A 25564-nucleotide genomic window follows, 5' to 3' on the forward strand; every position below is an offset into this window, starting at 1 on the left:
GGCTATCGAGCAACCGGCCACTCTCGTGTGATGCCAGGTTGCACGGGCCGCTCGAGGTAGGTGGACAGCACGACATAGGTGCGGGTCGTGACCACGCCGGGAATCTCGTACAAATGGGAAAGCAGGCTTTCCAGCGCGCGCGTGTCTTCGGTCCGCACCTTCAGCAGCACGGACGTATCGCCCGCAACCGAATGGATCTCCTCGACCTCGGGATACTCCGAAATCATCATCAGCTGCGGCGTCTTACCCCACCCCTTGGTATCCATGTGGACGAAGGCAAGCAGCGGCTTGCGCACCGCCTTGGGGTCGAGCAGGGCCGCCGTCCGGCGAATCACGCCCGAGCGGCGCAATCGCTTGACCCGCTCGTGCGCAGCGGGCGCCGAAAGCGCGACACGCTCGCCGAGTTCGGCATAGCTCAGGGTCGCATCCTCGACCAGGACGCCTAATAATCTTCGGTCCGTGGTGTCGAGGTCCACCGACGAAACCTGGTTCTGCCTAATTCTATCTGTTTCTTTGGCCATCTCGCTGTCTCCTGATTTCTCCGAATTATATTCGGCCATCATGACGGCGCGCGAAAGATGGATTCATGCAGGCCAGGGAAATGATGTGACGGCGGAACCCATTCCGCGCGCGGCCTATGTACTGACCGGCTGCGTCGGTGTGATCGGTTCGAACTCGCTCGTGCTGGGGCCGATCGCGCCGGAGGTATCGCGTTCGCTCGGTGCAGCCGTACCGACGGTGATGATGGCGGCAGCCGCATTCGGCCTCGGAACGGCCGCAAGTGCCCTGTTCCTCGCCCGGTATATCGACCGATTTGGGCCCCGCCGCATGCTGAGACTTGCCTTGGGCTCGCTGGCGGTTGCCTTGCTTCTCAGCGCAGTCGCGCCGGTCGTGGCAGCCCTCGTCGCAGCGCAGCTCGTCGCCGGAATGGCTTCGGGCGTCGCCCTCCCCGCGATCTATGCGGGCGCCGCGGCCATGGCCCCGCCGGGTCGTGAGAGCAGGACCATCGGCGTCGTGCTGATCGGCTGGACGCTCAGCATGGTCGCGGGGGTCTCACTGTCCGCGGTTCTTGCGGATTTCATCCACTGGCGTGCCGTTTATGGGGCTGTCGCTCTGCTGGCAGTGTTCGCCGTGGCGGCACTATCGTGGATGCTCCCTCGCGAGGAGGCGGCCGCGCGTTCGGCGCCCATGCCACTTTCGGCACTGGGTTTGCTCGGCATCAAGCCGCTGCTCTTTGGCTGCTTCGCGTTCATGACGGCCTTTTATGGCATCTACGGTTACCTCGGGGACCACCTCCGCCATGGCCTTGGCCAACCGGTGAGCGCCAATGGTCTTGCCGCACTGGTTTACGGCATTGGTTTCGGAAGCGCCCCTCTGTTCGACGGCATGGTCCACCGTATCGGGGCACGGCGATTGTTACCCATCGTCCTCCTCGCAGTCTCGGCTATCTACTTTCTCCTCGCTTTGGCCAGCAGCAGCTTTGGCGCCATGCTCGTCGTGCTGGCGTCATTGGGTCTCGCCAACCATTTCGGCGTCAACCTATTGATCGTGCGCCTGACCGCAATCGACTCGGCCCAACGGGGCACGATTTTGGGTCTGAACAGTGCGGTCACCTACCTGGCGGTATCCACGGGCACCGCCAGTTTCGGCCCCTTGTATTCCACCTACGGATTTGCGACTGCCGCCTACGCAGCCATGGCCTTGGCATTGACGGCGACCATGGCCAGCGCCTGGCACCCGCGCACGTAGCCCGGGCCATCGTTCCGATTTGGGCTAGAAATGAATGATGCAAAACCTGTCCTACGTGGTCACCGGTGGAGCGCGCGGCATTGGTAAAGCCGTCGTGGAGCGGCTCGTTCGCGACGGCGGGTACGTGGTGGTGCTCGAGCTGGACGCATCGGCGCTGGCTTGGCTTGCGCATCATCCCGCGAAACATCGATTGATACCGCTCGCGGGCAGCGCAGCGGAGGAGCGGGTCGCGGAACAGGCGGCGGACCTTGCCGAAGGTGTCGGCACACTCACGGGTTGGGTCAACAACGCGGCCTTGTTTCGCGATGCGTCCGTGCACACGTCGCCACCCGGGGTCGTGCTCGATCTCATCGCCACCAACCTGGCGCCCACCATCGTGGGATGCACGACCGCCGTGCGGCGCTTTCTTGCGGCCAAGAGCGAAGGCGCCATCGTCAACGTCTCGTCCCATCAAGCGCGGCAAGCCGTACGAGGCTGTCTGCCCTATGTCACGGCAAAGGCGGCCATCGAAGGACTCACGCGCGCTCTGGCCGTGGAATATGGCCCTCACGGCATTCGGGTCAACGCAGTCGCGCCCGGCTCCGTCTCGACGGAACGCTACGCGGATTTTCTCGCTCGACAGACGCCCGAAGGCGCCGCACGCATCGAGCGCGAGATGCGCGAGCTCCACCCCTTGGGGCGCGTCGCACGCGCAGACGAAGTCGCAGCGGCCATCGCGTACCTGCTCTCGAGCGATGCGAGCTTCATCAACGGCGCGACCGTCCCCATCGATGGCGGTCGCAGCGTCCTCGCCCGCGATCCCGAATCGTAAGAGCAACGATTCGATGCGTGTCGAATCGTCCGCGCTGCGAAACGCGCTACCTTGGGCAGCATGAGAGACCTCGCCATTCGCCTTCCGAACCGCATCGATGCCCTCGCCCTTTTTGGAGAAACCCTCGGCCGCGCGGGGGTCAGCGTCGAGGGCGGCGGCATGTTCACCGTGGATGGCCAACGCATCGCGCATTTTCTCGTCGAAGACGGCGCCGCTGCCCGAGCCGCGCTGGAAGCCGCAGGGCTCGAGATCGTGTGGGACCGCGAAGTGCTCGTTCAACGCCTCGCCCAAGAGGTCCCCGGCCAACTCGGCGCCATCACCCGCCGCATGGCCGATGCCGGCGTGAACATCGAGATCCTCTACAGCGACCACGCCAATCAATTGATCCTCGTCGTCGACGACATCGAACGCGGCCGCCAGGTCTCCGAGGCATGGATGCGCGAACGCGCAACTCGCTAAAAGCAACAGTCGGCTCTAACCCCGTTTGCGACGACGTGCCGTGCTGCCACGAACCACGAGCTCCGTCGCCAGCTGCGCGGGCTGCTTGATGCGCCGCCCCGAGAGCGCCGCCATGACCAACTGCCCGGCCGCACGGCCTTTTTCGGCGTGAGGCTGGCGCACGCTGGTCAGGCCAGGACTCGACGATGCCGCCGCCGGAACGTCGTCGAAGCCCACGATGGATAGATCCTCGGGAACGCGGAGACCGCGCTCCCGGGCAACGGCCATGGCGCCCAAGGCGAGGCGATCGCTCATGGCGAGAAGCGCCGTGGGGCGCGGCTTTCGATCGAGGAGCCATCGCGCCGCTTCCGCGCCGCCCGCCTCCGAGTTGCGCGCCGACTCGAACACGGGCACGCCGGACCAACGCGCACCACACGCCGCCGCGTAACCCGCCAACCGCGCGCGCGAAATGTGATGCGTCGCCTCCCCTTGCACGGCCAGGGTGACCGGACCGGGGCGAACCTGAGAGGTCAATTCGCAGCTGATCACACCGATGGACTCGTGACCGAGACCGAGCAGGTGCTCGGCCGCCGCCTCGGCACCGCCGCGATCGTCGATCGACACGAGCAGACGGCCATCCAGCACGGGTGCATCGACGCGAATCATCGGCAAACGCCGATCCTGCGCCGCGCAAAAGAGGGGATCATCGTCGGCCATCGAATAGACCACGAAAGCGTCGACGATGGCCGTCATCACCGGTGACGTGGCCGGATCCTCGCGCGGGGTGCCCGGCATCAGGGTGAGGCTGACGCCGAGCTCCTCCACCGCACTGGCGAGCCCCTGCAAAAACAGCACGAACGCCGGATCGGCGAAGGCGTACGACAGCGGATCGGCGTACACCACGCCGACGGCCACGTTGCGACCACGCCGCAAACTGCGGGCCGCGGGATCGGGCCCGGCGTAACCCAGTTTCGCCGCTGCTTGGAGAACGCTTTCGCGCAACGCGGCCGAAAGTTGGTCGGGCCGGTTGTAGGCGTTGGACACCGTGGTGGTGGTCACCCCCAGTGCCGCTGCCACGTCCCTCAAAGTCGGCCGTCGATCGGGAATGCGTTTCTTGTCCATTGACGCTTCTGGGTTTACTCACTACGTCTTAAACGTTCAAGACTTAAACGTTCAAGAAGGAGGACCCATGCCCTGCGACACCGGCCACGACTGGTGGCGATCGGCCGTGATTTACCAAGTGTATCCGCGCTCTTTTGCCGACTCGAACGGCGACGGCGTCGGGGATCTGCCGGGCATCACCTCGCGGCTGCCCTACTTGGCCGACCTGGGCGTGGACGCCATTTGGCTTTCCCCCTTCTACCCGTCCGCGCACGAAGACGGTGGCTACGACATCATCGATTTTCGAGACGTCGACCCTCTTTTCGGCAACCTCGACGACTTCGATGCACTCGTCGCACGCGCCAAAAGGCTCGGCCTGCGCGTACTCGTCGACTTGGTCCCGAACCACACGTCGCGGCACCATCCATGGTTTCTCGAGTCGCGCGCATCGCGCACCGCCGCTAGGCGGAATTGGTACATTTGGGCCGATCCCGCCAAGGACGGTGGCCCGCCCAACAACTGGCGGGCGGTTACCGGCGGCTCGGCGTGGACTTTGGACGAGGCCACTGGGCAGTATTACATGCACTCGTTTTTCGCGGCCCAACCCGATTTGAATTGGCGCAATCCCAATGTGCGCGAGGCCATGGCGGAGATCATGCGCTTCTGGCTGGATCGCGGCATCGACGGCTTCCGTGTCGATATGATCGATTACCTGCTCAAAGACGAAGCCCTCCGCGACGAGCCCGTCGACGACAAGGGCTGGTACGATCACCCGCTGGCCAAATACCAACTCAATCAGTGGGGCGTCGTCGACATCATGCGCGGGCTGCGACGTGTGGTCGACGGCTATCCCGGCGCCCGCATCCTGCTCGGCGAGGTCGAATCGCGTTTGCCCATCGACGTGCTGGTTCGATATTACGGGACCGCGGGGCAGCTGGACGTGCTGCACCTTCCCTTCAATTTTTGGCTGCTGTTTCTACCGTGGCAGTCGGCCGCGCTCGAGCGATTCATCACCGACTACGACGCCGCCGTCCCCGAAGGCGCCGTTCCCAATTGGGTCCTCGGCAACCACGACGTGCCGCGGCCTGCCACACGCCTCGGCGTCGCGCAGGCACGTGCCGCCATGGTGCTCTTGCTCACGTTGCGCGGAGCCCCCGTCGTCTATTACGGCGACGAACTCGGCATGCCCAACGTGCCCATCCCGCCCGAGCGGATCCAGGATCCATGGTCGGCCGCACTGCCGGGCGGCGGTCGCGATCCCGCACGAACGCCGATGCGCTGGAACGGCGGCCCCACCGCGGGCTTCTGTCCGGAACACGCCGTCCCGTGGCTTCCGGTCGGCGATGGCCTCGAGACCGTGAACGTGGAGGACCAGCGGCAGGATCCCCGCTCGATGCTCGCGCTCACGAAAGCCCTGCTCACCCTGCGCCGCGCGCGCCCTGCCCTGCGGGACGGGAGCCTTCGCTGCATCCAAGGTCCCCCGGGCATCATCGCGTTCTCGCGTGTTCTGCACGAGGAACGCTTTCTGGTCGCGCTCAACACCACGGACGGCACCCTCGACATGCCGTTGCCGCCGGGGACCGTCGGCGTCGTGCGGCTCTCCAGCGCGATGGATCGCACGGGCACGTGCTCGGCGCTGCGGCTTCGCGCCCACGAAGCGTGCGTCCTCGAATGGGTCCATCGGTCGTGACCCGAGGCCCCGCCACATGGCTGATGTACGCAGGCCTCGGCTATTTCAATTACCTGACGTGCGCCATGGGCCCCGCCCTTCCCCTGCTCCGCGGCGAGCTCGCCATTTCGTACACCGTGAGCAGCCTTCATTTCACGGCGTTCGCGGTGGGCCTGATTTTCTCGGGCAGCTTGGTCGATCGCGTCGCAGGGGTGCTCGGCCGCCGGGCCACGTTTTGGTTGGGCATCGTCGGCCTTGGCGGCGGAGGCTTGGTCATCGCGTCGGGCACCCACGCGTCCGTCACCATCGCGGGCGCCTTGGCCATGGGCATCTTCGGTGGCGGCACGCTCTCGATGACGTCCACGGTGCTCAGCGAAATTCACGGCGCCCACCAGGCCACCGCGCTCACCGAGGCAAACCTCGTGGCCAGTGCGGCGGGTGCCGCGGCGCCGTTGCTCGTCGGATGGCTCGCCAGCGCAACGAGCTGGCGGGCCGCGTTCGTTCTGCCCGCGGCGGTGGGTGCGGGCGCGCTTTTCGCACTTCGCCGGATGCGCCTTCCCGAGCCCCGCGCGAACGATGCGGAGCGAGTCCCACGCGCGAACGGCCTCGGGCTCGAGTTCTGGACGTTCTGGGCCATTCTCGTCCTCGTCGACTGCATCGAGTTTTCCATGGCCGCATGGGCCTCGACGTACCTTCGCGACGCCGCCGGGTTTTCCGCAGCGTCCGCCGCCACCGCCGCCAGCCTCTTTCTCATCGGAATGCTCGCCGGCCGGGGGGCTGGCACGCGCCTCCTTCTCCAGGGCGCGAAACCGCGCGCGCTGTTGAAGCTCGCCCTTCTCACCACCGTCGCCGGCTTTTTGCTCTTTCGTCTCGGCCCCGTTGCATCGTTTGCCCTCGTGGGCCTCTTGCTCACCGGCGTGGGCGTCGCCAACCTATGGCCTCTCGCCCTGTCGCTCGCATTGGGCGCCGCAGGCGATGCGCGCGATGCGGCCGCCTCACGCGCATCGCTCGCCGCAGGGGTCGGGGCCTTCAGCGCGCCCTTGGCCCTCGGTGCCGCGGCCGATGGCCTTGGAATCGCCAATGCGTATTGGCTCGTCGTCCCCCTCGTGGCCGCGGCATGGCTCCTCGTCGAACAGACTCAGCGTGCGCGTGCGCTGTCCGGCACCCCGAACAGGTAGGCATCTTTGGCGCGCGGCAGGTGACATCCATAGCAATCGGTGAGCTTTCCCGTCCGCGGTTTGCCCTTCGCATCCAAAAGCACGTTGCCTCGAGGATCGAATTCCCCGAAATACCAATCACCCAATGCAGGATTGTACCCATCGAGCCCTTTGGCCATCACGGTAATCTTGGTGAGCTTGCCATTCGCATCGAGAACCTCCCGCACGATGATCGTGCGCGGCACCATGACCGCGTTCGAACCGCTCCGGTCGGGGCTAATCCTCGAATAGGGCCCATCCAACGGCCCGGTAACGTACACCTCGATTTTGGAGCCCGCCGTGACCGCCGAAGGATACGGCGCCGACGTCACTTTGGTGAAGGCCGGGTGCGACTTGTAGTTTCCGTCTCGAAACCATGAATTGAAATACTCTTCCGACCCCGGGGACTTGGGATCGATGGCCCCCGCGTCGGTGGTCGTTGGCGGACCGCCGCGATCGCGGTGTTCATCGTACAACGGTGACAAAGCGTTCTCGTCATAGGAACTACAATCCAAAAGCAGTCCGCATACGACGAGGGCGGATGCATGCGCATTCGTCCTCGTCGCGCGGGATGGTTTGCCGCGCGATTGCCTCGCAATAGGTAGTCTCACACGACGGTGTCAAGCACCGCATATGCCAACAACGCGGAGCGTTGTCGGATCGTGTGAACCATTCTTGCGTTGGCCGCAACGAGCGTTGTTCGATCCACGGCGATGGAGCTGGTGATCCAGGTATACCAACAGCGAAGTCAGCCACATACCCTAAGGGGTATTCTTATTTCGCTCCGTGCATCGCACGTCGAATCCACGGTGTCAGCACGAAATACAACACACCGGCGGCTACACCCACGTAGGCCATGAGACGAAAGAGGTCGCCATACTTCGCGGCGGCGGTGGTCCAATCCATTGCCGCGCCATCGGACACATCGATGGAGGCAAGCTTTCCGAACCGCGCCGACAGCACCTCGGCATACGCGGTGGCGAGCCAAAAGGCGCCCATCATGACCCCCACGACCCTGCCCACGGACAATTGCGTGACGGCGGATAGGCCAATGGGCATGACCGCTATTTCGCCCACCTCGAGCACCGCGTACCCGAGCGCGAGCCACCACACGCTGGCTGGCTGCTCGGGACGCGTCGAATGCACGGCCGCCAGCATCGGCAAGAACGCGAGACCGGCGAGGCCGAGGCCGGTGGCCATTTTGGCGGGCTTGCTCGGATTGAGTCCGCGGAGCTCCAACCATGGCCATAGCCAGGAAAAGAGCGGCGTGAAAAGCACGACGAAGAACGGCCCCAAAAAGGTAAGCGACCCCGCCGTCTGCGGAACGAGCACGATGTCATGCACGGTGGCCACGGCAAGGCCGGCCACCATGGTCGCGCCCAGCGCTTTCGAGACCAGCGGGCGACCGCGATCGCTCGCGGCGAGGGCCGCGACCATCAATGGCGGGCTCGCCCCCAAGGAAAAGATGGCCCACGGCAACGACGGCGTTCCGCGCTTTACCGCGAACAGGTCTTTCGTCATGAGCCGATCGGTGAACGTGACCCACGAGCCGTAGGTCTGCTCGTACATGGTCAGGAAGATCAACACCCCGACCATGAGCGTGGCCAGCGCCAACATTTGCTCGCGTTCGACCTTGGTGCACTTGGTGGCGATGAACCACACGAACCACACGAGAAACAGTGCGGCGATGACATGCATCGTCCCATGCACCGTCCACGTGCGCTGGATCAATTGCCAGACGAGCAGCACCCCCAGCGAGGCCCCCAGGTAAATGGCCCACTCCCGGCTCACCGGGCCGATGCGCTCACGCAGCTTTGCCGGATCCCGCGGTTCGGCGTGGCCTTCGAGGTATTTCTGTCCCCAGAGGAAGACGCACAGCCCCGCGAGCATTCCCAAGCCGGCTGCACCAAAGCCGTATTTCCAGCCGTAGGTCTCCCCGAGAAAGGCGCAAATGAGCGACGAGAGCAACGCCCCCACGTTGATGCCGGCATAAAAGACGGTAAAACCCGAATCGCGGCGCGGATCGTCTTTGGGATAGAGCTTTCCGACGATGGTGGAGATGTTCGGTTTGAGGAAGCCGACGCCCATGATGATGAGCGCCAGCGACAGGTAAAACACCTGCAACGCCGCCTCGTCGCGCTGGACGACGCCGTTCACCAGGCGCGCTTGGTGACCTTCGTAGGCCATGCCTGCATGGCCGAGCACCAGGAGAATGCCGCCGAACACCACGGCCTTGCGCATTCCCAAGTACCGATCGGCGAGGAGGCCGCCCAGGACCGGTACGGCGTACACCAAGCCGCCGTACGCCCCGAGGACGTCGTACCCCGCATCGTCCCCGAACAGGTGGAACTTGAGGAGGTACAGCAGCAGCAGTGCCTTCATTCCGTAGAACGAAAAACGCTCCCACATCTCGGTGAAGAAGCAGACGAAGAGCCCCTTGGGGTGGCCGAGAAATTCATCGTGGGGGCGAGCGGCCGACGCGGAAGGCATGTTCCGCCGTTATAAAGGCAGGCTTCCAGCCCGTCAGCGACGATCGTACGTATAGACGTGATCGCCAACGATGCGGAGCAACTGACCCGGTGTTGCGGTGAACTCCTCCCCCGTGTCGCCTTGGAACGCGTCGGCGCAACGATCCCTGAAGGAAAGCTTCGTATCGGACGCCAAGGTGTAGGCGTACGCACGGAAATAGTCGCGTCCATCGCGCCGTCCGGAAGAGCGCATCACCCCTGCCTGGACCACCAGCGTTTCACTCAACGTATCGGGCGCGCCATTTTGCGGCCGCGTGATGTACGTGGTGTACGCCGTGAGGTGGTAGACGCCGTCCTGGATCTCCCCGCCACGTGCGGCGGGTGTTTCGCCCATGACGATGGCTTCCTGGATGGTGGGGCCGTCGTTGGTATGCACCACGCACGGGTCTGCGCCGGCATCGACCCCCGTCGGCGTGGAGCCGGATTCGCCGCAACCGAGGAGCATGAAAAAAGGAAGACAAGCAAGGCGGAGTCGCATGGCCGACGCATCAGCAGGATCCGGACCTGCCCCTTGCGGCGCTCGAAAACGCGCTCTTTGCAATGCGCCCCCCTGACGCGTGGGTCGCGAGAAGAAAAGCTTCCCTTTTACGTCGTGCGGCGCAATTCGGGGCTTGCGGCGGCGATCCCCACCACGAGGAGCGCGATGAGGCTCCCGTGAAGGGCGATCGCCACCCCTGGATCGAAGGCCTTGGCGACCAGTCCGAGGGAAAGGCCACCCACCGGCGTGATTCCCCAGGGCAAGTTGTAGACGCTCATGACGCGCCCGCGGTACGCCTCGTCGGTGATGCGTTGAACCAAGGTGGCGTTGAGCGTCGAAAAGATCGATTCCATCACGCCGATGGCCACGAGCAGGGCGAGCACCACGAGAAACGGCTTCGAGACGGCAAAGGTCATCAACCCCGCACCAAAGGCTCCTGCCGACACGAGGAGCGCTCGCCCGCGCCTCGCCGTTCGAAGGCTGATCGAAGAGAGGGTGGCCCCCAGGATCGCACCGACCCCGAGCGCGCCATGCAAAAGGCCGAGGGTCTCTTCCTTCGAACCCGCGCCCGCGCCCTCGGCAAGAATCGGAAACAACGTGGTGAACGGCAGCCCAAAGACGACGGGAATGCCCTCCAATAGGAGAAGGGTGCGCAAAAGCCGGCGCCCCAGGATGTAGCGGTATCCCTCGACGGTGCTCTGCAGCCACGAGTCCCCGGGCTTCGATGGCTCGGGAGGGATCGCCGTCCTGCGAAACGCGGTGAGCACCGAAGGAACGAACGCCACCGACGTGACGAAGAAGCAACCCGCGGCACCGATGCGCGGTAAGAGCACGCCCGCAAGCGCCGGCCCGAGCACACCCGCAAGAATCCACGCGCCCGACGAAAGCGCGACGGCGCTATCCAGCGATTCCGGCCGCACCAACTTGGGGACGATGGCCAGCCGCACCGTCCAGTCGAAGCTCCCGATGGAGCCCGCCATCAGGGCAAAGAGGAGAAGCAGCGGCGGGGAGATGACGCCGGTGAGGATGGCGATCGCCAAGAGCAATGCGTTGAGCCCGTGCAGGGCTTGGGTGACGAGCAACACCTTGCCCCGGTCCACGCGATCGACCAGCGCCCCCGCGAATGGGCCGAGAACGAGCCCCGGCAAGCCGACCATGGCGTAGACGCCGCCGAGCCACACGGACGAATGTGTCAATTCGTTGACGAGCCAGCCGCGCACGACCATGCCCATCACGTGGCCGGAAAGCGAGATGACAATTGCGCACCAATATGCCGCAAACCGCATCTCACGCAGCGCAGGGGGAATCATGCTCACGGCCAGGATGCCCGACGTTGTCTCGCTTGATGGAACATCGGCCAATAGATTGGAGCAATGCTACTATTTTGCACGGGGCCGCCTCGGAAGGGGCTCGCCCTAGTAGCCAATGGCCCAAGTTCGGATTACGGTCCCCGCATGCTCGACGCGCCGCTACCGAGACCCCTCCCCGCCAACGAACCGGTGCTCAACTATGCGCCAGGCTCGGCCGAACGTGCCGCGTTGAAGGCCCGGCTGGCCAGCATGGCGAAGGAGCGGCCCGACGTGCCGCACGTCGTCTCCGGCAAGGAGCTGCGGGATGGGGAGGCTTACGAGGTTCGTGCACCGCACGACCACGGCCTTCTCCTCGCCACGTGCCACGATGGCGGGGCCGCTGTCGCCACCAAAGCCATTGACGCAGCGCTCGCGGCCGCGCCCGCATGGGCCGCGACGCCGTTGGAGGAGCGAGCCCGCATCTTCACGCGTGCGGCGGAGTTGCTGGCAGGCCCATGGCGTTCGGTTCTCAACGCCGCCACCATGCTCGGCCAGAGCAAAACCGCGTACCAGGCCGAGATCGATGCCGCCTGCGAGCTCATCGACTTTCTGCGCTTCAACGTGGCGTACGCCTCGAGGTTGGCCGAGCAGCCCCTCTCGTCGCCCGGCATTTCCAACGCGCTCGAGCTGCGCCCGCTCGAGGGTTTCGTGCTGGCCATCACGCCGTTCAACTTCACGGCCATCGCGGGGAACCTTCCCTCGGCGTGCGCGCTCATGGGCAACGTGGTCGTGTGGAAGCCCGCGGAGAACCAGAGCCTCGCCGCGTACCACACGATGCGTCTTTTCGAGGCCGCGGGCTTGCCGCCCGGCGTCATCAACGTCGTCTACGGCAACGGCGCCAGCATCGCAGGTACGTGCCTCGCGCGTCCCGAGCTCGCGGGTGTGCACTTCACCGGGTCGACCACGGTGTTCCAATCCATCTGGCGCACCGTCGGTGAAAACGTGGCGCGCTACCGCACCTACCCGCGCCTCGTCGGCGAAACCGGCGGCAAGGACTTCGTGCTCGCGCACGCCTCCGCCGAGGTCGAAGCGCTGGCCGTGGGCCTGGTGCGCGGCGCCTTCGAGTTCCAGGGACAAAAGTGCTCCGCCGCGTCGCGCGCGTACATCCCGCGTTCGATCTGGCCGAAGGTGCGGGACTTGGCGCTCGACCACATCAAGCAAATTCGCATGGGCGACGTGACCGACTTCCGCAACTTGATGGGCGCCGTGATCAACGAGCGCGCCTGGACGCGCCTGTCCGGCTGGCGCGAGCGCCTCGCGAACGATCCCAAGGCGAAGATCCTCGCCGGCGACGGCTGGTCGCGTGAGAAAGGCTGGTTCTGCGGCCCGACCTTGGTCGAGCTTTCCGATCCGGGCCACCCGCTGTTGGCCGAGGAGCTCTTCGGCCCGGTGCTCGGCGTCTATGTCTACGACGACGCCGGCGAAGGCTTCGACACCGCCCTCGATTTGGTCGACCGCACCAGCCCCTACGGCCTCACCGGTGCCATTTTCTCCCGCGATCGCGCAGCCGTTGCCAAGGCAACGACGCGGCTGCGTCAGGCCGCTGGCAACTTCTACATCAACGACAAGCCCACCGGTGCCGTCGTCGGCCAGCAGCCCTTCGGTGGCTCCCGCGCCTCGGGCACCAACGACAAAGCCGGCAGCGCCTACAACCTCCTGCGCTGGGCCAGCCCCCGCGTCATCAAAGAGACCTTCGTCCCCCCCACCGCGGTCCCCTACCCCTCCATGTCGGAGGAGTGACCGCGACGGGCCGCCTCGAGGCCTGTCAGCATGGCCTCGAGGCCGAGCTCGAACTCCTTCGTCTCATCGTAGTTCGCAAGCACCCGCGCCGCCTCACGAACCCGCGGAAAGTGCTCCTCGCTGAGCCGCTCGTACGCCGGTCGCGCATCTTCGTCCGGCTTTCGTGGAGAGCGCGTCGCGATGGTGTGCCCCACGACGTACGCCGCGAGTACCTGCAGCGCGCCCAGGGCACGCCGCGGTGAAAACCCGGCACGGCGAAGCACCTCGAGCACCGACTCCACGTGGGCGAGCGATGCAGGTGTGACCGCGGGCCGCGTGGCAAAGATGGGCAGCGCGTGCGGGTGCGCGCGCAAAACCTGGCGAAGCTCACGCGCACGCTTGCGCAGGGCCGAACGCCAGGACGACGACCGCGCCGGTGCGGGAAGCTCGCGCAGGATCGTCTCGAAGATCCCATCGAGCATCGCCGCCTTGTTCGCGACGTGGTTGTAGAGCGACATCGCCTCGACGCCCAACTCGTCGCCCACGCGACGCATGGAAATCGCCTCCAGCCCCTCCCGATCCAGAATGGAGAGCGCCGTGCTCAGGATGCGTTCGCGCGACAGGGGAGTGTGCTTGCTGCGGGCTTTCATGGGTAAACTCGCTGTACTTACATCATAAGCTTATAACGTAAGTCCATGATGACTTCTCGTGTATTCGGAGCCATTCTTCACCGGTATGGCCAAGCGGCCCTTCCGACCGGATCGTCGTCACGAATACCGTTTGTTATTTAGTCAACTTCGCGGCTAGCGACACGAGCCGTTCTTGATCCTTACATCGAATACAGAACGTGCAAAAGACCTTCTTCCACGGGAAGAAAAACCCCAACGTAGCTTCGCTCGCGGGCAACTCCGTAGGATCGCAATGGCAAGCACCGCTGGCCCGCGAACCGAGCATAGGTTGATTACGCATTTCGCAGGAATGGGCATTTCCTTCGAAGTGCGCACCAAGAAGCTCGCGCGTGCGTCTCGCAAATGAGGGTTCGTACAAGGAGTAAGCAAGATGGCATGGAAGAATCTGTTTGGGTATTCCACGATTTCGTCGCTGAAGCGCGCCCTAACGCTCGTGACCGCGGCGAGCCTCATCACGGCTACCACGAGCCTGCCGGTTCATGCGGAGGACGCCACCTCCGAAGAAGCCGCGGACTCGGAAGCCACGGATTCCTCGGCTGCCAACCCCTCGGATCAATGGAATCAAGTCAGCAGGAACGCACGCACGCACCGCTCGGTCGCCGCTGCCAATTGGGGAGGGCGCGAGTGGTACTTCGTTCGCGGCGATGACCGCACCATCTGGTTCTCCGCCAACGGTCAGGATTTCACACGGCATCCGCACGGAGGCCGGACGGACGCCGCCCCCGCAGCGGTCGTATTCCACAATACGCTTTACGTATTCCATACTGGCGAGGGCGGGGATATTTGGTACAGCTTCCTCACCTCCCAAGGTTGGACGGCGTGGCAACGGGTTCCAGGCAGCGATACGCAGCACTTCCGGACCACCGAATCGCCAACGGTCGCGGCCTCGGAGCGCTATTTGTATCTCCTCGGGATGCGCGACAACGAGCGCATTGCCATCTCGGCCAGTGATAACGGAAGTCGCTGGGCCAATTGGGACGAGCCGCCGGGCGGGGCTCGCACGCTCTCCGCCGTGGGGGCCGCCGCCGCCCACAACAACAGCGATGGCGTCGACGCGCTCGTCGTCGCACACCGCGGAACGAACGAGGGCGTTTACTACGCCGCCCGCCGAGAATCGGACGGTGCGTGGAGCACCTGGAATCAGCGTGACCCTGGTGCGAGGATTCGAAGCCAGCCGTTTTTGGCGTCATTCGTTGGCCTCGACGGACACGAGCATATCGCCGTGAGCGCCGAAGGTACGGATGGGCGCGTGTGGGCCCAGGATTGGGATATCGACCGAAACGTGGGATACGGCTGGCACCGTGTGGACGATCGCCCCAACGAACCCCGCGTGACCACGGACATCGGGCCTACGCTGGTTTGGATCGTACACGCACTCTACTGCCTCGCGGTCTCGCAGGCAGGAGTGATGATTCAAAAGCGAATTCAGGACACGAAGTAACGCCCCCATCGTTGACCGAACGGTTCCGCTTGATGCACTTACATCGTAAGCTTATGATGTAAGTTCATCATGTGGATCCGAGAACGAGACGTACGGCGCAGCGAGCCGCAGGCCGCGAGACCGGCGCTCGCCCGCGGACGAGTCGCGGCTCCGGCGCTGGGTGGAGCATCTGGCCGTGCCACGGCACATGTTCGCGAACGCGCGCGCGAATGCTCGGGTCGGCGACGAACTCGGAGCAGCCTTCGAACGGTGCGGCCTTCGTGCGCGCTACCAGGGTCGCTACCGAAATGTGATCGCACTACCCCCCGTGGAGGGGCCGGTGACGTTCGTGGCCGCCCATTACGACAGCGTCGCGGGAAGTCCAGGCGCCGACGACAACGCAAGCGGCCTGGCGGTCATGCTCGAGTGCGCGCGCCTACTCGCCCAGGGTGGGTTCCCGGTGGGGTTCATCGCCTTCAATGGCGAGGAGGACGGGCTGCTCGGTAGCCGCGATTTCGTGAATCGGGGCTCATCGGAGCTCCCTTGCCCGATCCGGCTCGTGCACGTGCTCGAAATGGTGGGCTTTCGAGCAACGACGTCGGATCCCCCCGCACGACTCCCCCTTCCGTGGGTCCCGTCGGGCCTGAAAATACCCGATTTCCTCGGGCTCATTGCGAAGGGCCCTTCCAATGCCGTCGTCGATCGAGTGATCGCCTCACCGGATGCACCGGGGTTGCGTCTCGTCGGCGCGAAGACTTGGGGGCCCTTGCACAAGCTCATTCCCGATTTGACGCGGAGCGACCATTTTCCCTTCTGGAATGCCGGTATCCCTGCGGTGCTTTGGACGGATACCGGCAATTTTCGCAATCCGAATTACCATCGGGCGACCGATACGCCGGACACGCTTGATTATCGCTTCATGCAGGGCGTGACGGACGTCCTCGTGGCCGTGTTGGCTACGCGCTCACCGGCGTGAGATGGATACCGTCGAGGCGGTGTCGAGGCGCAGGTCGGGTGTCTTGACGGAGAGGAGGCCGCCGCGATCGGAGGCATCGAAGTACCAGCCTTCGGGGGCTGCGTCGTAGGCGGCCTTCGAGCGGTGGCGCGTGAGCGGTGTGCCGCCCATGTCGACGCGGGTGGCGGACGACGCGGTGTGCAGGGTCAGCTCGTAATGGCGGCTCTCGGGCTTTCCCGCGTAATCCCCTTGGCTTGCGCCCAAAGAGACGAGGATGCCGCCGTTCGACGAGACGTCGACCACGATGCGTTGTTTGGCGAACTTGCCATCGATGTATTGGCGCGAGAGACCGTCGTCCTCGTAAAGCGTGAACGAGGAACGCTGCCCCTGGGCAGGCGGGTAAATATCGAAGGTGAACGGCCCCGTCGATGGCTCGCGGAAGTGCAGCTTCTGCGGCCACATCGGCACGATGGAACCCGCGCGCACGAACAGCGGCAACGTATCGAGCGGCGCCGGGTAATTGTCCACGGTCACCGGCCCCTTGCGAACCGCGCCCGTCCAATAATCGATCCATGTGTCCGCGGGCAGGTAAATCCCACTGCGCGTGGTTGCATTCTCGGTCACCGGGGCCACCAAGAAGGCATCACCGGCCATGAACTCCTGGCTCGTGGTGTTGTCGCGCACCTTCGGATCCTTGGGATACTCCAGCACCAGCGCCCGCGTACTCGGAACCCCCGTCTCGTGGGCCACGCGGCTCATCGTATAAAGGTACGGCAACAGCCGCTCGCGCAATTTCAGGTATTTGCGATGAATGGCCTTGTGGGCCTCGTCGAAGCGCCAAGGCTGCTTGTCGCGATATCCGGTTTCCGGATTCACCGCGCCCCATCCCGACATGCTCATGAGAACGGGAAGAAACGCCTTCCACTGCAAATCGCGGCTGTACGTGTCGGGGCTGCCCGCGTAAATCCCGTCGACGTCGCCGCTCGCATAATTGAGCGCCGACAATCCGGCGCCGGTGATGGCCGGCACGTGCCAGCGCATATCGTTCCAATCGCCGCGCGTGTCGCCGGTCCACACCACCGCATTGCGCTGCGTTCCCGCCCACCCGTCCACGGTCCAAATGAAGCGCCGCGCATCGCTATTTTTCTCGATGCCCGCGACCGCCTGCTCCACGCCTTTGAAAGCAAATTCGTATCCGTCGCCAATCCACGCGACGTCCGTCTTGATGGCGCGCGTCCCTACCGTGCCCACCTCCCATTCGACGTTCGCGAGGCCCGTGCTGGTCCAAAGCCCGGTGTAAAATCCCTTTTCGTGGAGCGATGCGACGGTGGGTGCCAAATCTTCGTACCCGCAACCGTAGCCGTCGTTGGGCAAGAACCAACCTGACGGCATATCGTTCTCACGGGCGGCCTTCGAATAGGCAAGAACGTCGGGCGTCTTGAGGTGCCCGGGCCGGTTGACCGGACCTTGCTCCGGATCGGTATTGTACGTACTCCAGCAATCCGCATTGCCCATTTCGAATCCGAACATCGGCGCGAGAAACGGTTTGCCCGTGACGTCCGTGTACCGGTCCAAGACCTCTTTGAGGCTGCCTCCGGCGAAATACACGGCATCGAATCGCTTCTCTTCGTGGTGCGTGGAAACCGTGGAGCCAAAATCGTAAAGGCCGCGCGCCCATGTGTTGCGGACGACGCCGTAGCCTGCGGTGCTCATGTAAAAGGGCGCCGGGCTCGCGTTGTCGAATTCCTTCCAGGTGTTGAAGACCCGAATGGGCACCACCTGATCGCGCAAGGCCCACGCACCGAGACGGAGCCCGCCACCGTAGAATTGCTCGTCGGAGCCGCGGACGAGCTTTTGCTCCGTCCCCTGCTCGTCCCACGCCAGCCCCGATTGCTCCTTCCAGACGAGCGTCTTGTTGTCCTTCTCGTAGAGCGCAAACGTCAGGGGCTTTTTGTACGCACGAAGCACGAGCGCATTCGACTCGATGCGATAGTACGCCCCCGCATCGGAATACGAGGCAGTCACCGCGCCAAAGTCGGTGCGAGACAGCACCTTGCCGGCCACCGGATCGGAAAACGTGCCGCCGGGCGCGAGCTCCAGACGAAAGACGTCGGGCTGCAGAAACCGAACGCGCACCTTATGGGCGCCGGCGGAGAGCACGAACGCATTGCCCTGCCGCACGATCGACGAGAGATCGCCCAACGTCGTCGTCAAAGCGTCACCGTGCGCCACCGCCGACTCCGCGGCTGGCGGTGATTGACAGGCGAACGACCCCAGCACGATAACCAGACATGGTGCCGCAAACTTGGTGCGCATTGTAAGCCTCCTCGGACCTCAGCTCTTTCGTTTCACATCGATTACTTTCGTTCTCTTTCGTTTAACTACGCCGGGTCCGCTGGGCCTGTCAATTCATGACCTCGTAAGAATGATTGAACGGACCGCCACGACCTGGGCACACATGCTGAAAATCGGAGTGAACACCGTGAAAATCACCCTTTCGAACATCCTTTGCCTCTTCTTGGCGGCCTTCTCGCTCATGGCGTGCACCATCCATCTGGACGACGAAGACCGAACCGTCACCGTGTACACGGACCCCAGCTTCCGCGGGCAGCGCGAACAGCGCACCGAGCGCGAGGGGAAGTGCGCCAACGTGCCCGACTCCGTGAACGACCGCGTGGAGTCCATCGCATGCAACGGCGACATCACGGTCTACGAGCACGAAGACTGCCGAGGCGCCTCCCGTCGATTCACGTGTGACATCCCCAACCTGAACGACTTCGGCTGGGCCGATCGGATCTCGTCGATTCGGTTCTGATCCGAGCCGCGCCGGTACATCGAAACGAGAGCCCCGAGCTCACGGATCGAATCGATAATTCGTGGCGCTTGCAGATGGACGCACGGAGAACGACTCGGCGAAGGCCTTCAACGCGGGGTACGAGGAAATGGCCACGACCGCACGAAATTCGAAATGGGTGACGGCGCAAAAGAGCGTCACCTCCAGGAAAGAGAAGTCTCGGTCCACGGGGAGGGCGCGGGATAATTCGGCGACGTGCATGTCGAGCCATGCCATCGTGCCGAGAAGGCTTTGCTGCATCTTGATGCGATGAGCATTCTCCTCCGGTACGCCGCTCACCTTGCCCAAGGTGAGCGCGACGCCCGTGGCCATGGCCTGCAACGTTAGCTCCTGCGCATTGGAAAGCAGCGGCGTGTCGAGATCCTCGGGCCACACGATGCGCGGGCGCAAGCTCGATTGCCGCGCGAGCTCGCGGCATATCGGCAGAGCACCGAACCATGCGCCCTGCGAGGTGAGAAGCGTGGGCATCTTCAGCGCGGGATTGCCGCCGTAGTCCGATGGGTCCGACGCCATGAGGTTTTGCACCACCCGAAAGTCGCAATCGACGTTCAACTCCGCCGCGAAAATGCGTGCGACGCGCGTGAAGTGCGAGCTCGAACGACCGACGATGACGGGCTTGGTGACCATGACGTTCTCCTCAGGGCGCGAGCATGCGTTGCAGCTGCTCGTCCGAGAGATTCGCATACGCCGTGCGCCCGTTGTCGATGCCGCGCTCCCTTTTTTTCGGTCGAGGCGACGAAGCCAGCGGCTTGTGGGGTTCGTCGAGCCTGCGTCCCGCTGGGGTCGGCGTGACGCCCTCCGGCATGACCACCCCAATCGACGGTAGCGGGCGCGCTTGCAGCGGCGGCGCGAGGCGCTGCACGGATGCGGCATTCGCCGACGCCGTGGCACGCGGGCCGTGCTCGTTGCTGCGAACGACGCCCATCACGAGCAACCCGCACGAAATGCCCATGGCCGCAAAGGCCGTGACCCAGGTCCATGTCGACGGCAACACCTGCGCCGCCACGGGGGCCGTCGGCTCCGGCGGCTGCACCCATGACGGCGGCGAGTACACGGGCAACGCGGCCCCGGGTGGCGGCGGTCGCATCGCTGGCCGTGGCGCACCGATGACCGTGATGCTCGAGAAGGAAGGGTACACCTCGGTGCGCTCATCGTTCCCATCGAGCTCCAAATGGTCGGAGCTCAGGAAAACGATCTGCGGTGTGCCAGCGCTCATCCACGCCATGGGTGCAACCGCCGATCCATGGAGATCGCCGCAACCGCGCAGCCGCACACACATGCGCGGCGCGCGGCAAGCAGCGGGAAATCACGCCGAACGCGCGCGTGATGCTCGCATGCGTCCACGGGTGAAGGCTCGACACTGCGGATATTTCGTCCCCCAGGTGTCCTTCACGCGGCCCGTGCTCAACGCCGGAAGACGAGCACCGAGAGGGAGCCGGGCGTTCCTCGAATGGCGTAAAGCTCACAACCATTGGCGCGGACGCCAACCGGGATGGCGTCGGTCACCGGCGCCACCACGGTGGGAGCGCCCGCACTGCTCGGAAGCGCGTTTGGCCAATGTTGCTCGACGATGCCCGCCCCGCCCGCCGTCACCTTGGCCTGCGTGAAGATGTAGCGCCCCGTGATGGAGTTGCCTTCGGCCGGCTGAACGATGGCGAGCCCTCTCCACCCCGATGAATCGGTACCGAGCAACGCCACGCGTGTCCAGGAGTACGTGTCGTGCGACCACACGTAAACCTCGGGTCCAACACGCACGGCCTGCGAGTCGCTGCTGCGCCCGTCGCTGGCCGAAAGGACCGTGTCCGCACCGAGTGTCGGAAGGTTGTACGTCTGATCCTGGACATTCGGACCATCCGAACCGCTCACCATACGGTACGGGGCGCCTTCCATGAGCCGCCACGGGGAAAGCCAGGTTGCACCTTCTGGCCCCACGATGGCGACGGTCTTTGCTTGCGGCTTGTACAGCGTCTCCTTCGGCGAGCCGTAGCTCGGCAGGCTCATGTCGCCGACCACGAGCCGCGAGATCGGATGCGCGAGGGCCAGGGGCGGGCTCGCATTGGTCACGAACACGAGCCCGGGCTCGTAGCCCCCCGCGGCGAATCCCGCGAGCACGTAGTTCGAGGGCATGGGAATCGTGAGTGCGAGTGAAAACGCCGTTCCATGGCAAAACACGCCCGAATCGGCGGGGCCGGCGTCGGGTTTCGGCCCCGCATCGACGACCGGTCCCGCGTCGACGCTCGGTCCCGCGTCTGGATTTCCCGGCCCGGGCTGACACGACGTCCCGGAGTCCAGATCGGTGCTGCCTCCATCGACGAGCACGCCGCTCGGAGTTCGGACGTCGCTCTCGTCGAGCTTTGGGTCCACATCATGGGTGGACGAGCAGCCAACCACGCCAAGGGCGATCATGCCCGCACCTCGAATGCACCACGCACGAATCATCCGTCACCTCGTTTCCACCACGTCTTGTGGCATCGAGGTCCGTTCCGTCACGGCTCGAGAAGAATCGTGGCTCGCGCCGCACGACTAGGCTTTGCGCGCCTCGAGCAGGTAGCCGAGCGGCCTCGCGGGCGTGTTCGGCGGTGGCGCCGGAATGGGCCAGCGGCCGAGTGGCCTGCCGATGTCGCCCGGGTCGATGGCTTGGACGTTCCACCGCGGCAGCAGCGACGCCGGCTCGTCGGAGCCGAAAATCCATGGCGCGCCGAGCTCTTTCATCATGGTGAGCGCGCCCTGAAGTTGCGGTGCACGGAGTGCGGCACGACCGACGGCGTCGTAGAGGACCACCGAGCCCGCCGCGGAGAGGGCGTCGATGCGCTCGAAGAGAAGCTTCACCGTGGGCTCCTCGAGGTACTGCAAGAGCCCCTCGACGACCCATGCGGTGCGCCGATTCGAGTCGAACCCCGCACCACGAAGCGCGCCCGAAAAGTCTTTGGCGAGATCCACGGGCACGGGCACCCGCTCGCAGGTGGGCTCGGAGCCCGCCAACACGGCCGCCTTGTACGCGAGCACCGCCGGCTGATCGAGCTCGAACACCCGCGTGCCGGAGTGCCAGCGCAAACGGTACGCACGGGCATCCGCGCCTGCCGCCACCAGCACGACCTGACGGATGCCATCGTCCGCTGCACGTTCGAGCCCTTCGTCGTAGAAACGCGTTCGCACCTCGATGATGGGAATGGACGGCCCCACCGCCGCTCGATACGTTGCCAGTGCATCTTTTCCGCGTTCGCCCGCGAGAATCGCTGCAAAGGGATCCTCGAAGAGCCGATCGGGGCGTGTCGATTCGTCGGCCCGCATCGCGGCGACGAGCAATCCAGTGATGGCAACGGGATTCAGGACTTCAGCCTTGTTCGTCATGCCTGGAGCATGGAGGCGCGCCCCCGGTGGGTATTGGATATTTTTACCCGGGATGCGGAACGTGGTTCGGCCGATCCGAGCCGGCGAGGAGGTACGCGCGTGGACTCATCCCCGTGAAGTCGCGAAAGTCGCGAAGCATGTGCGCTTGATCGAAGTACCCGAGCCGGCCCGCAATCTCCGCGCCACGCGACGCCTGCGCGCACTCGATCTGCCGGAGCGCAGCCTGGAAACGGCGAATGCGCCACAAGGCCTTCGGGCCGATCCCGACCTGGTCGTGAAAGAGCGCGATGAGCCGCTTGGCCGAGATCCCCGTTCGCGCACGAAGCTCGGCCACACTGGAGATCTTCGCCCCCTCGATGGCCGCGAGGGCGTCGGCCACGTCCGGATGCCGCTCGAGCGCGCGCACCGCTCCTTCGAGCAGGAAAGCTTCGGTGCATCGAACGCGTTCCGCGTCGGTCGTGGTCTCGAGCAAGCGCTCCCGAAGCCGCCGTGCCCGATGGCCCCAGACGGCCTCCAGGTTCGCATGCGCATCTTCGAGATCCCCGGCCTGCACGCCGAGGAAGGGAAACGCGCCACCCGGTTTGAAATGGACACCGAGGACGGCCCCCCGCGGCGGCGGGTCGATCACGAAATAGCCCGAGTGCGCCCCTGCGATCATGATGCCGGGATACGAGGAAACCCGTTCGGGCTCCGTGCGATGGTACACGCGCAACGGCTCGTCCCCGAGGTGGACGACGATGTCGAGCGTACCGGACGGGAGCACCCGCTCCTTGCGCCCGCACGCGGTGTCCGTCTGCCAGAGCCAAATGCACTCGACGAAATCCGCCAGCGGCCCCATGGGACGATGAATCTGCGCGCTCGCCCTCATGCGAACACTAGTTTCGCACATAAATGGCCATCAGGCCGGGCGGACGAAGTGGCTTGCGGCGAGGTGGGTGCGTCCCAGGGCGGTTCGCAGCTCGACGGCGACGATGCGCACGAGGGTGCCTCGGCGATCGCTTCGACGGATCATCGCCAGCGAGCGCACCGCCGACGACGGGAGGGGCACCACGGTGAGCCCTTTGGGCAGCGGCTCGATGGCAAGCCGGGGCAGGATGGAAAATCCGGCGCGCGTAACGATTTGCGCCAAAATCGTGGACTCGGATGAGAACGACGATGCGGAACGGTTCGTCATCCCCGATGCCCGGCAGGTCTCCAACGCACGGCGTGCGCCCGAACATTTCAGCTCGAGGAAGGGCAAGTTCGCCAGCTGCGTCCACATCGCGGGCGTACTGCGCGGGGTGTGCTGGCTCGTAACGACGACGACATAGTCGTCCTCGGCGAATGGCGTGACGGTGAAGCCCGAGGCCACCGGAAGATGCGCAATCCCGAGATCCACACGGCCATCGCGAACCGCGCGCTCCACCGCCTCGCGCTCGTCGCAGGCATCATCGATCTCGATGCGAAGCGCAGGATGCCGCTTGCCGAGGGCATGCACGAGCGGCGTGAGAAGATGGGTTGCCACGCTCCGGTATGCGCCGATACGCACCGTGCCGCGCAGCACATGGTTCTCGCTCGCGATGCCGATGGCATCGAGCACATCGAGAGCCTCCCGCGCCTTGGAGATCACGTTGGCACCTGCCTCCGTGGGCCGCGCGCCCGTTCGTGAGCGCTCGAACAGGCGCAGGCCCAGCACGTCCTCGATTTCCGCGAGAGCGTGACTGATTCGCGACTGCGTGCATCCCAATTCGAGCGCCGCCCCGCCGAAATCTCCAGCGTGCTGACACCGGACCAAGCCGTCGCGGCCGCCATCATTCTCGGCGCCAAGTTGATCGTGCCGATCCATTACGGCGTCAACGGCGCCGAGGGATACAGCGAATTGCCGAATCCAGAGGCGGCCCTCGTCGCCGCAGCATCGCGCCGCGGAATCGACGTCGAAGTCGCAAGGCCCGGCGATTGGCTAAACTGGAATGGGAAAAGAAGGGGCTAAACCGCAGTTGGACGAATATCCAAAGACAAAAAAAAGAAAGGCCCGAGTCGTAATCGACTCGAGCCTTCGTAAGATAATCCCGGCGGCGTCCTACTCTCCCACACGGCTTCCCGTGCAGTACCATCGGCTCCGAAGAGCTTAACTTCCGAGTTCGGGATGGGATCGGGTGTGGCCTCTTCGAGATCACCACCGGAAACTGTGGGTGTCCACGTTTCCAGAGCGTGTCTGTTGCTCAGTGAAAAGATCGTCTTTTCTTCGAAACGGGTGCTAGGCGAAACAAGCTTCGCAAACCCAATCCTGGGCGCGAACTCAATTGTTGCCTTAGAGACATGGTTAAGCCGCACGACCTATTAGTACTGGTCGACTCCGCCACTTACGTGACTTCCATCCCCAGCCTATCAACCTTGTCGTCTACAAGGGGTCTTTAGAGGCTTGCGCCTGGGATACCTTGTCTTGAGGCCGGCTTCCCGCTTAGATGCTTTCAGCGGTTATCCGTTCCGCACATAGCTACCCAGCTGTGCCACTGGCGTGACAACTGGCTCACTAGAGGTGCGTCCAACCAGGTCCTCTCGTACTATGGTCAGCTCCTCTCAAGTATCCTTCGCCCACGGCAGATAGGGACCAAACTGTCTCACGACGTTTTAAACCCAGCTCGCGTACCGCTTTAATCGGCGAACAGCCGAACCCTTGGGACCTGCTCCAGCCCCAGGATGCGATGGGCCGACATCGAGGTGCCAAACCACTCCGCCGATGTGAACTCTCAGGAGTGATCAGCCTGTTATCCCCAGAGTACCTTTTATCCGATAAGCGATGGCCCTTCCATTCGGGACCACCGGATCACTAACGCCTGCTTTCGCACCTGCTCGACCTGTCGGTCTCGCAGTTAAGCTCCCTTGTGCGTTTGCACTCTACGCCTGGTTTCCAATCAGGCTGAGGGAACCTTCGCACGCCTCCGTTACGATTTAGGAGGCGACCGCCCCAGTCAAACTGCCCGCCAGGCAGTGTCCCCCGCCCAGGTTATGGGCGCAGGTTAGAATCCCAGAACATCCAGGGTGGTATTTCAACGGTGACTCCATCGAACCCAGAGGCCCGACTTCAAAGTCTCCCACCTATCCTACGCAGAATGTCCCGAAACTCACTGCCAAGTTGCAGTAAAGGTTCATGGGGTCTTTCCGTCTTGCCGCGGGTAGAGGGTATCTTCACCCCCAATACAATTTCGCTGAGTCCCTGGTCGAGACAGCGCGGATGTTGTTATGCCATTCGTGCAGGTCGGAACTTACCCGACAAG

At 64.4% G+C, this 25564-nt stretch carries 24 protein-coding genes and 2 rRNA genes (1 of these 26 only partly in view); 10 read left to right on the top strand and 16 right to left on the bottom strand.

Going from position 1 to position 25564, the window contains the following annotated elements; genetic code table 11:
- Positions 1–2: 2 nt before the first annotated feature.
- On the bottom strand, positions 3–476 hold the full coding sequence (locus LZC95_28840; protein ID WXA90456.1) for an Lrp/AsnC family transcriptional regulator: 474 nt from the start codon (positions 474–476) through the stop codon (positions 3–5).
- On the opposite strand from LZC95_28840, the gene LZC95_28845 reads away from it, so the two are divergent.
- The 3 genes from LZC95_28845 to LZC95_28855 are packed head-to-tail and all read left to right on the top strand — an operon-like array spanning position 460 to position 3019.
- Positions 460–1749 (top strand): MFS transporter, encoded by a 1290-nt coding sequence (locus tag LZC95_28845; protein WXA90457.1) that lies wholly within the window; start codon positions 460–462, stop codon positions 1747–1749. The genes LZC95_28840 and LZC95_28845 overlap by 17 nt on opposite strands.
- Before the next feature lie 34 nt (positions 1750–1783).
- The gene (locus LZC95_28850; protein WXA90458.1) at positions 1784–2560 is read left to right on the top strand and encodes an SDR family oxidoreductase; all 777 of its coding nucleotides are present in this window, start codon (positions 1784–1786) and stop codon (positions 2558–2560) included.
- 60 nt (positions 2561–2620) lie between these two features.
- Positions 2621–3019 carry an amino acid-binding protein gene (locus LZC95_28855; protein WXA90459.1) on the top strand — a complete coding sequence of 133 codons (399 nt, stop codon included), beginning with the start codon at positions 2621–2623 and terminating at the stop codon, positions 3017–3019.
- A gap of 15 nt (positions 3020–3034) precedes the next feature.
- Here LZC95_28855 and LZC95_28860 read toward each other — a convergent pair whose 3' ends face one another.
- A complete protein-coding gene (locus LZC95_28860) occupies positions 3035–4120 on the bottom strand; it encodes a LacI family DNA-binding transcriptional regulator (GenBank protein WXA90460.1) in 1086 nt (361 codons plus the stop codon).
- Positions 4121–4187: 67 nt separating this feature from the next.
- Here LZC95_28860 and LZC95_28865 point away from each other — a divergent pair, with 67 nt between their 5' ends.
- Both LZC95_28865 and LZC95_28870 read left to right on the top strand, forming a co-directional pair.
- Positions 4188–5789 carry a DUF3459 domain-containing protein gene (locus tag LZC95_28865; GenBank protein WXA90461.1) on the top strand — a complete coding sequence of 534 codons (1602 nt, stop codon included), beginning with the start codon at positions 4188–4190 and terminating at the stop codon, positions 5787–5789.
- Positions 5786–6946, top strand: coding sequence for an MFS transporter (locus LZC95_28870; protein WXA90462.1), 1161 nt, complete (start codon positions 5786–5788; stop codon positions 6944–6946). Before LZC95_28865 ends, LZC95_28870 begins: the two co-directional genes overlap by 4 nt.
- On the opposite strand, the gene LZC95_28875 is transcribed toward LZC95_28870, so the two are convergent.
- From LZC95_28875 to LZC95_28890, 4 genes are all read right to left on the bottom strand, one after another.
- Complete coding sequence (locus LZC95_28875) at positions 6907–7449, bottom strand: cytochrome P460 family protein (protein ID WXA90463.1); 543 nt, start codon at positions 7447–7449, stop codon at positions 6907–6909. The genes LZC95_28870 and LZC95_28875 overlap by 40 nt on opposite strands.
- 289 nt (positions 7450–7738) lie before the next feature.
- Positions 7739–9454 carry an oligopeptide:H+ symporter gene (locus tag LZC95_28880; GenBank protein ID WXA90464.1) on the bottom strand — a complete coding sequence of 572 codons (1716 nt, stop codon included), beginning with the start codon at positions 9452–9454 and terminating at the stop codon, positions 7739–7741.
- A gap of 33 nt (positions 9455–9487) precedes the next feature.
- A complete protein-coding gene (locus LZC95_28885; protein WXA90465.1) occupies positions 9488–9970 on the bottom strand; it encodes a hypothetical protein in 483 nt (160 codons plus the stop codon).
- A gap of 107 nt (positions 9971–10077) precedes the next feature.
- Complete coding sequence (locus LZC95_28890; protein WXB00236.1) at positions 10078–11280, bottom strand: MFS transporter; 1203 nt, start codon at positions 11278–11280, stop codon at positions 10078–10080.
- A gap of 144 nt (positions 11281–11424) precedes the next feature.
- Between LZC95_28890 and pruA the strand changes: the two genes are divergently transcribed.
- A complete protein-coding gene (gene pruA, locus LZC95_28895; GenBank protein ID WXA90466.1) occupies positions 11425–13059 on the top strand; it encodes an L-glutamate gamma-semialdehyde dehydrogenase in 1635 nt (544 codons plus the stop codon).
- Here the strand turns inward: pruA and LZC95_28900 are convergent.
- Positions 13035–13688, bottom strand: coding sequence for a TetR/AcrR family transcriptional regulator C-terminal domain-containing protein (locus LZC95_28900; protein WXA90467.1), 654 nt, complete (start codon positions 13686–13688; stop codon positions 13035–13037). The two genes, pruA and LZC95_28900, sit on opposite strands and share 25 nt — an antisense overlap.
- Positions 13689–14097: 409 nt before the next feature.
- On the opposite strand from LZC95_28900, the gene LZC95_28905 reads away from it, so the two are divergent.
- Together LZC95_28905 and LZC95_28910 are read left to right on the top strand one after the other, a co-directional pair.
- Entirely contained in the window at positions 14098–15168 is a 1071-nt protein-coding gene (locus LZC95_28905) for a hypothetical protein (GenBank protein ID WXA90468.1), read from the top strand.
- 175 nt (positions 15169–15343) lie between these two features.
- Positions 15344–16123: a M28 family peptidase gene (locus LZC95_28910; protein WXA90469.1), complete on the top strand. Its 780-nt coding sequence runs from the start codon at positions 15344–15346 to the stop codon at positions 16121–16123.
- On the opposite strand, the gene LZC95_28915 is transcribed toward LZC95_28910, so the two are convergent.
- Positions 16112–18418, bottom strand: a complete 2307-nt coding sequence (locus tag LZC95_28915) for a DUF5110 domain-containing protein (GenBank protein ID WXA90470.1) — start codon at positions 18416–18418, stop codon at positions 16112–16114. The genes LZC95_28910 and LZC95_28915 overlap by 12 nt on opposite strands.
- A 166-nt stretch (positions 18419–18584) precedes the next feature.
- Between LZC95_28915 and LZC95_28920 the strand changes: the two genes are divergently transcribed.
- The gene (locus LZC95_28920) at positions 18585–18917 is read left to right on the top strand and encodes a beta/gamma crystallin family protein (GenBank protein WXA90471.1); all 333 of its coding nucleotides are present in this window, start codon (positions 18585–18587) and stop codon (positions 18915–18917) included.
- Between the two features lie 39 nt (positions 18918–18956).
- On the opposite strand, the gene LZC95_28925 is transcribed toward LZC95_28920, so the two are convergent.
- The 6 genes from LZC95_28925 to LZC95_28950 form a co-directional block, all read right to left on the bottom strand.
- A complete protein-coding gene (locus tag LZC95_28925) occupies positions 18957–19583 on the bottom strand; it encodes a glutathione S-transferase domain-containing protein (protein ID WXA90472.1) in 627 nt (208 codons plus the stop codon).
- Positions 19584–19593: 10 nt separating this feature from the next.
- A complete protein-coding gene (locus LZC95_28930) occupies positions 19594–20181 on the bottom strand; it encodes a hypothetical protein (GenBank protein ID WXA90473.1) in 588 nt (195 codons plus the stop codon).
- Between the two features lie 179 nt (positions 20182–20360).
- Positions 20361–21362: a hypothetical protein gene (locus LZC95_28935; GenBank protein ID WXA90474.1), complete on the bottom strand. Its 1002-nt coding sequence runs from the start codon at positions 21360–21362 to the stop codon at positions 20361–20363.
- Between the two features lie 117 nt (positions 21363–21479).
- A complete protein-coding gene (locus tag LZC95_28940) occupies positions 21480–22307 on the bottom strand; it encodes an SAM-dependent methyltransferase (protein WXA90475.1) in 828 nt (275 codons plus the stop codon).
- Positions 22308–22350: 43 nt separating this feature from the next.
- Positions 22351–23175 (bottom strand): helix-turn-helix domain-containing protein, encoded by an 825-nt coding sequence (locus LZC95_28945; GenBank protein ID WXA90476.1) that lies wholly within the window; start codon positions 23173–23175, stop codon positions 22351–22353.
- A gap of 30 nt (positions 23176–23205) precedes the next feature.
- Positions 23206–23982 (bottom strand): LysR substrate-binding domain-containing protein, encoded by a 777-nt coding sequence (locus LZC95_28950; protein ID WXA90477.1) that lies wholly within the window; start codon positions 23980–23982, stop codon positions 23206–23208.
- Positions 23983–24003: 21 nt separating this feature from the next.
- Between LZC95_28950 and LZC95_28955 the strand changes: the two genes are divergently transcribed.
- Positions 24004–24276: a hypothetical protein gene (locus tag LZC95_28955; protein ID WXA90478.1), complete on the top strand. Its 273-nt coding sequence runs from the start codon at positions 24004–24006 to the stop codon at positions 24274–24276.
- Between the two features lie 77 nt (positions 24277–24353).
- On the opposite strand, the gene rrf is transcribed toward LZC95_28955, so the two are convergent.
- Positions 24354–24470, bottom strand: a 5S ribosomal RNA gene (gene rrf / locus LZC95_28960).
- A 135-nt stretch (positions 24471–24605) separates the two neighbouring features.
- Positions 24606–25564 (bottom strand): 23S ribosomal RNA (locus tag LZC95_28965); it runs 2003 nt beyond the window's last position.

It is taken from the genome of Sorangiineae bacterium MSr12523 (genome assembly GCA_037157775.1).
Classification (GTDB): Bacteria; Myxococcota_A; Polyangia; order Polyangiales; family Polyangiaceae; genus Pendulispora; species Pendulispora brunnea.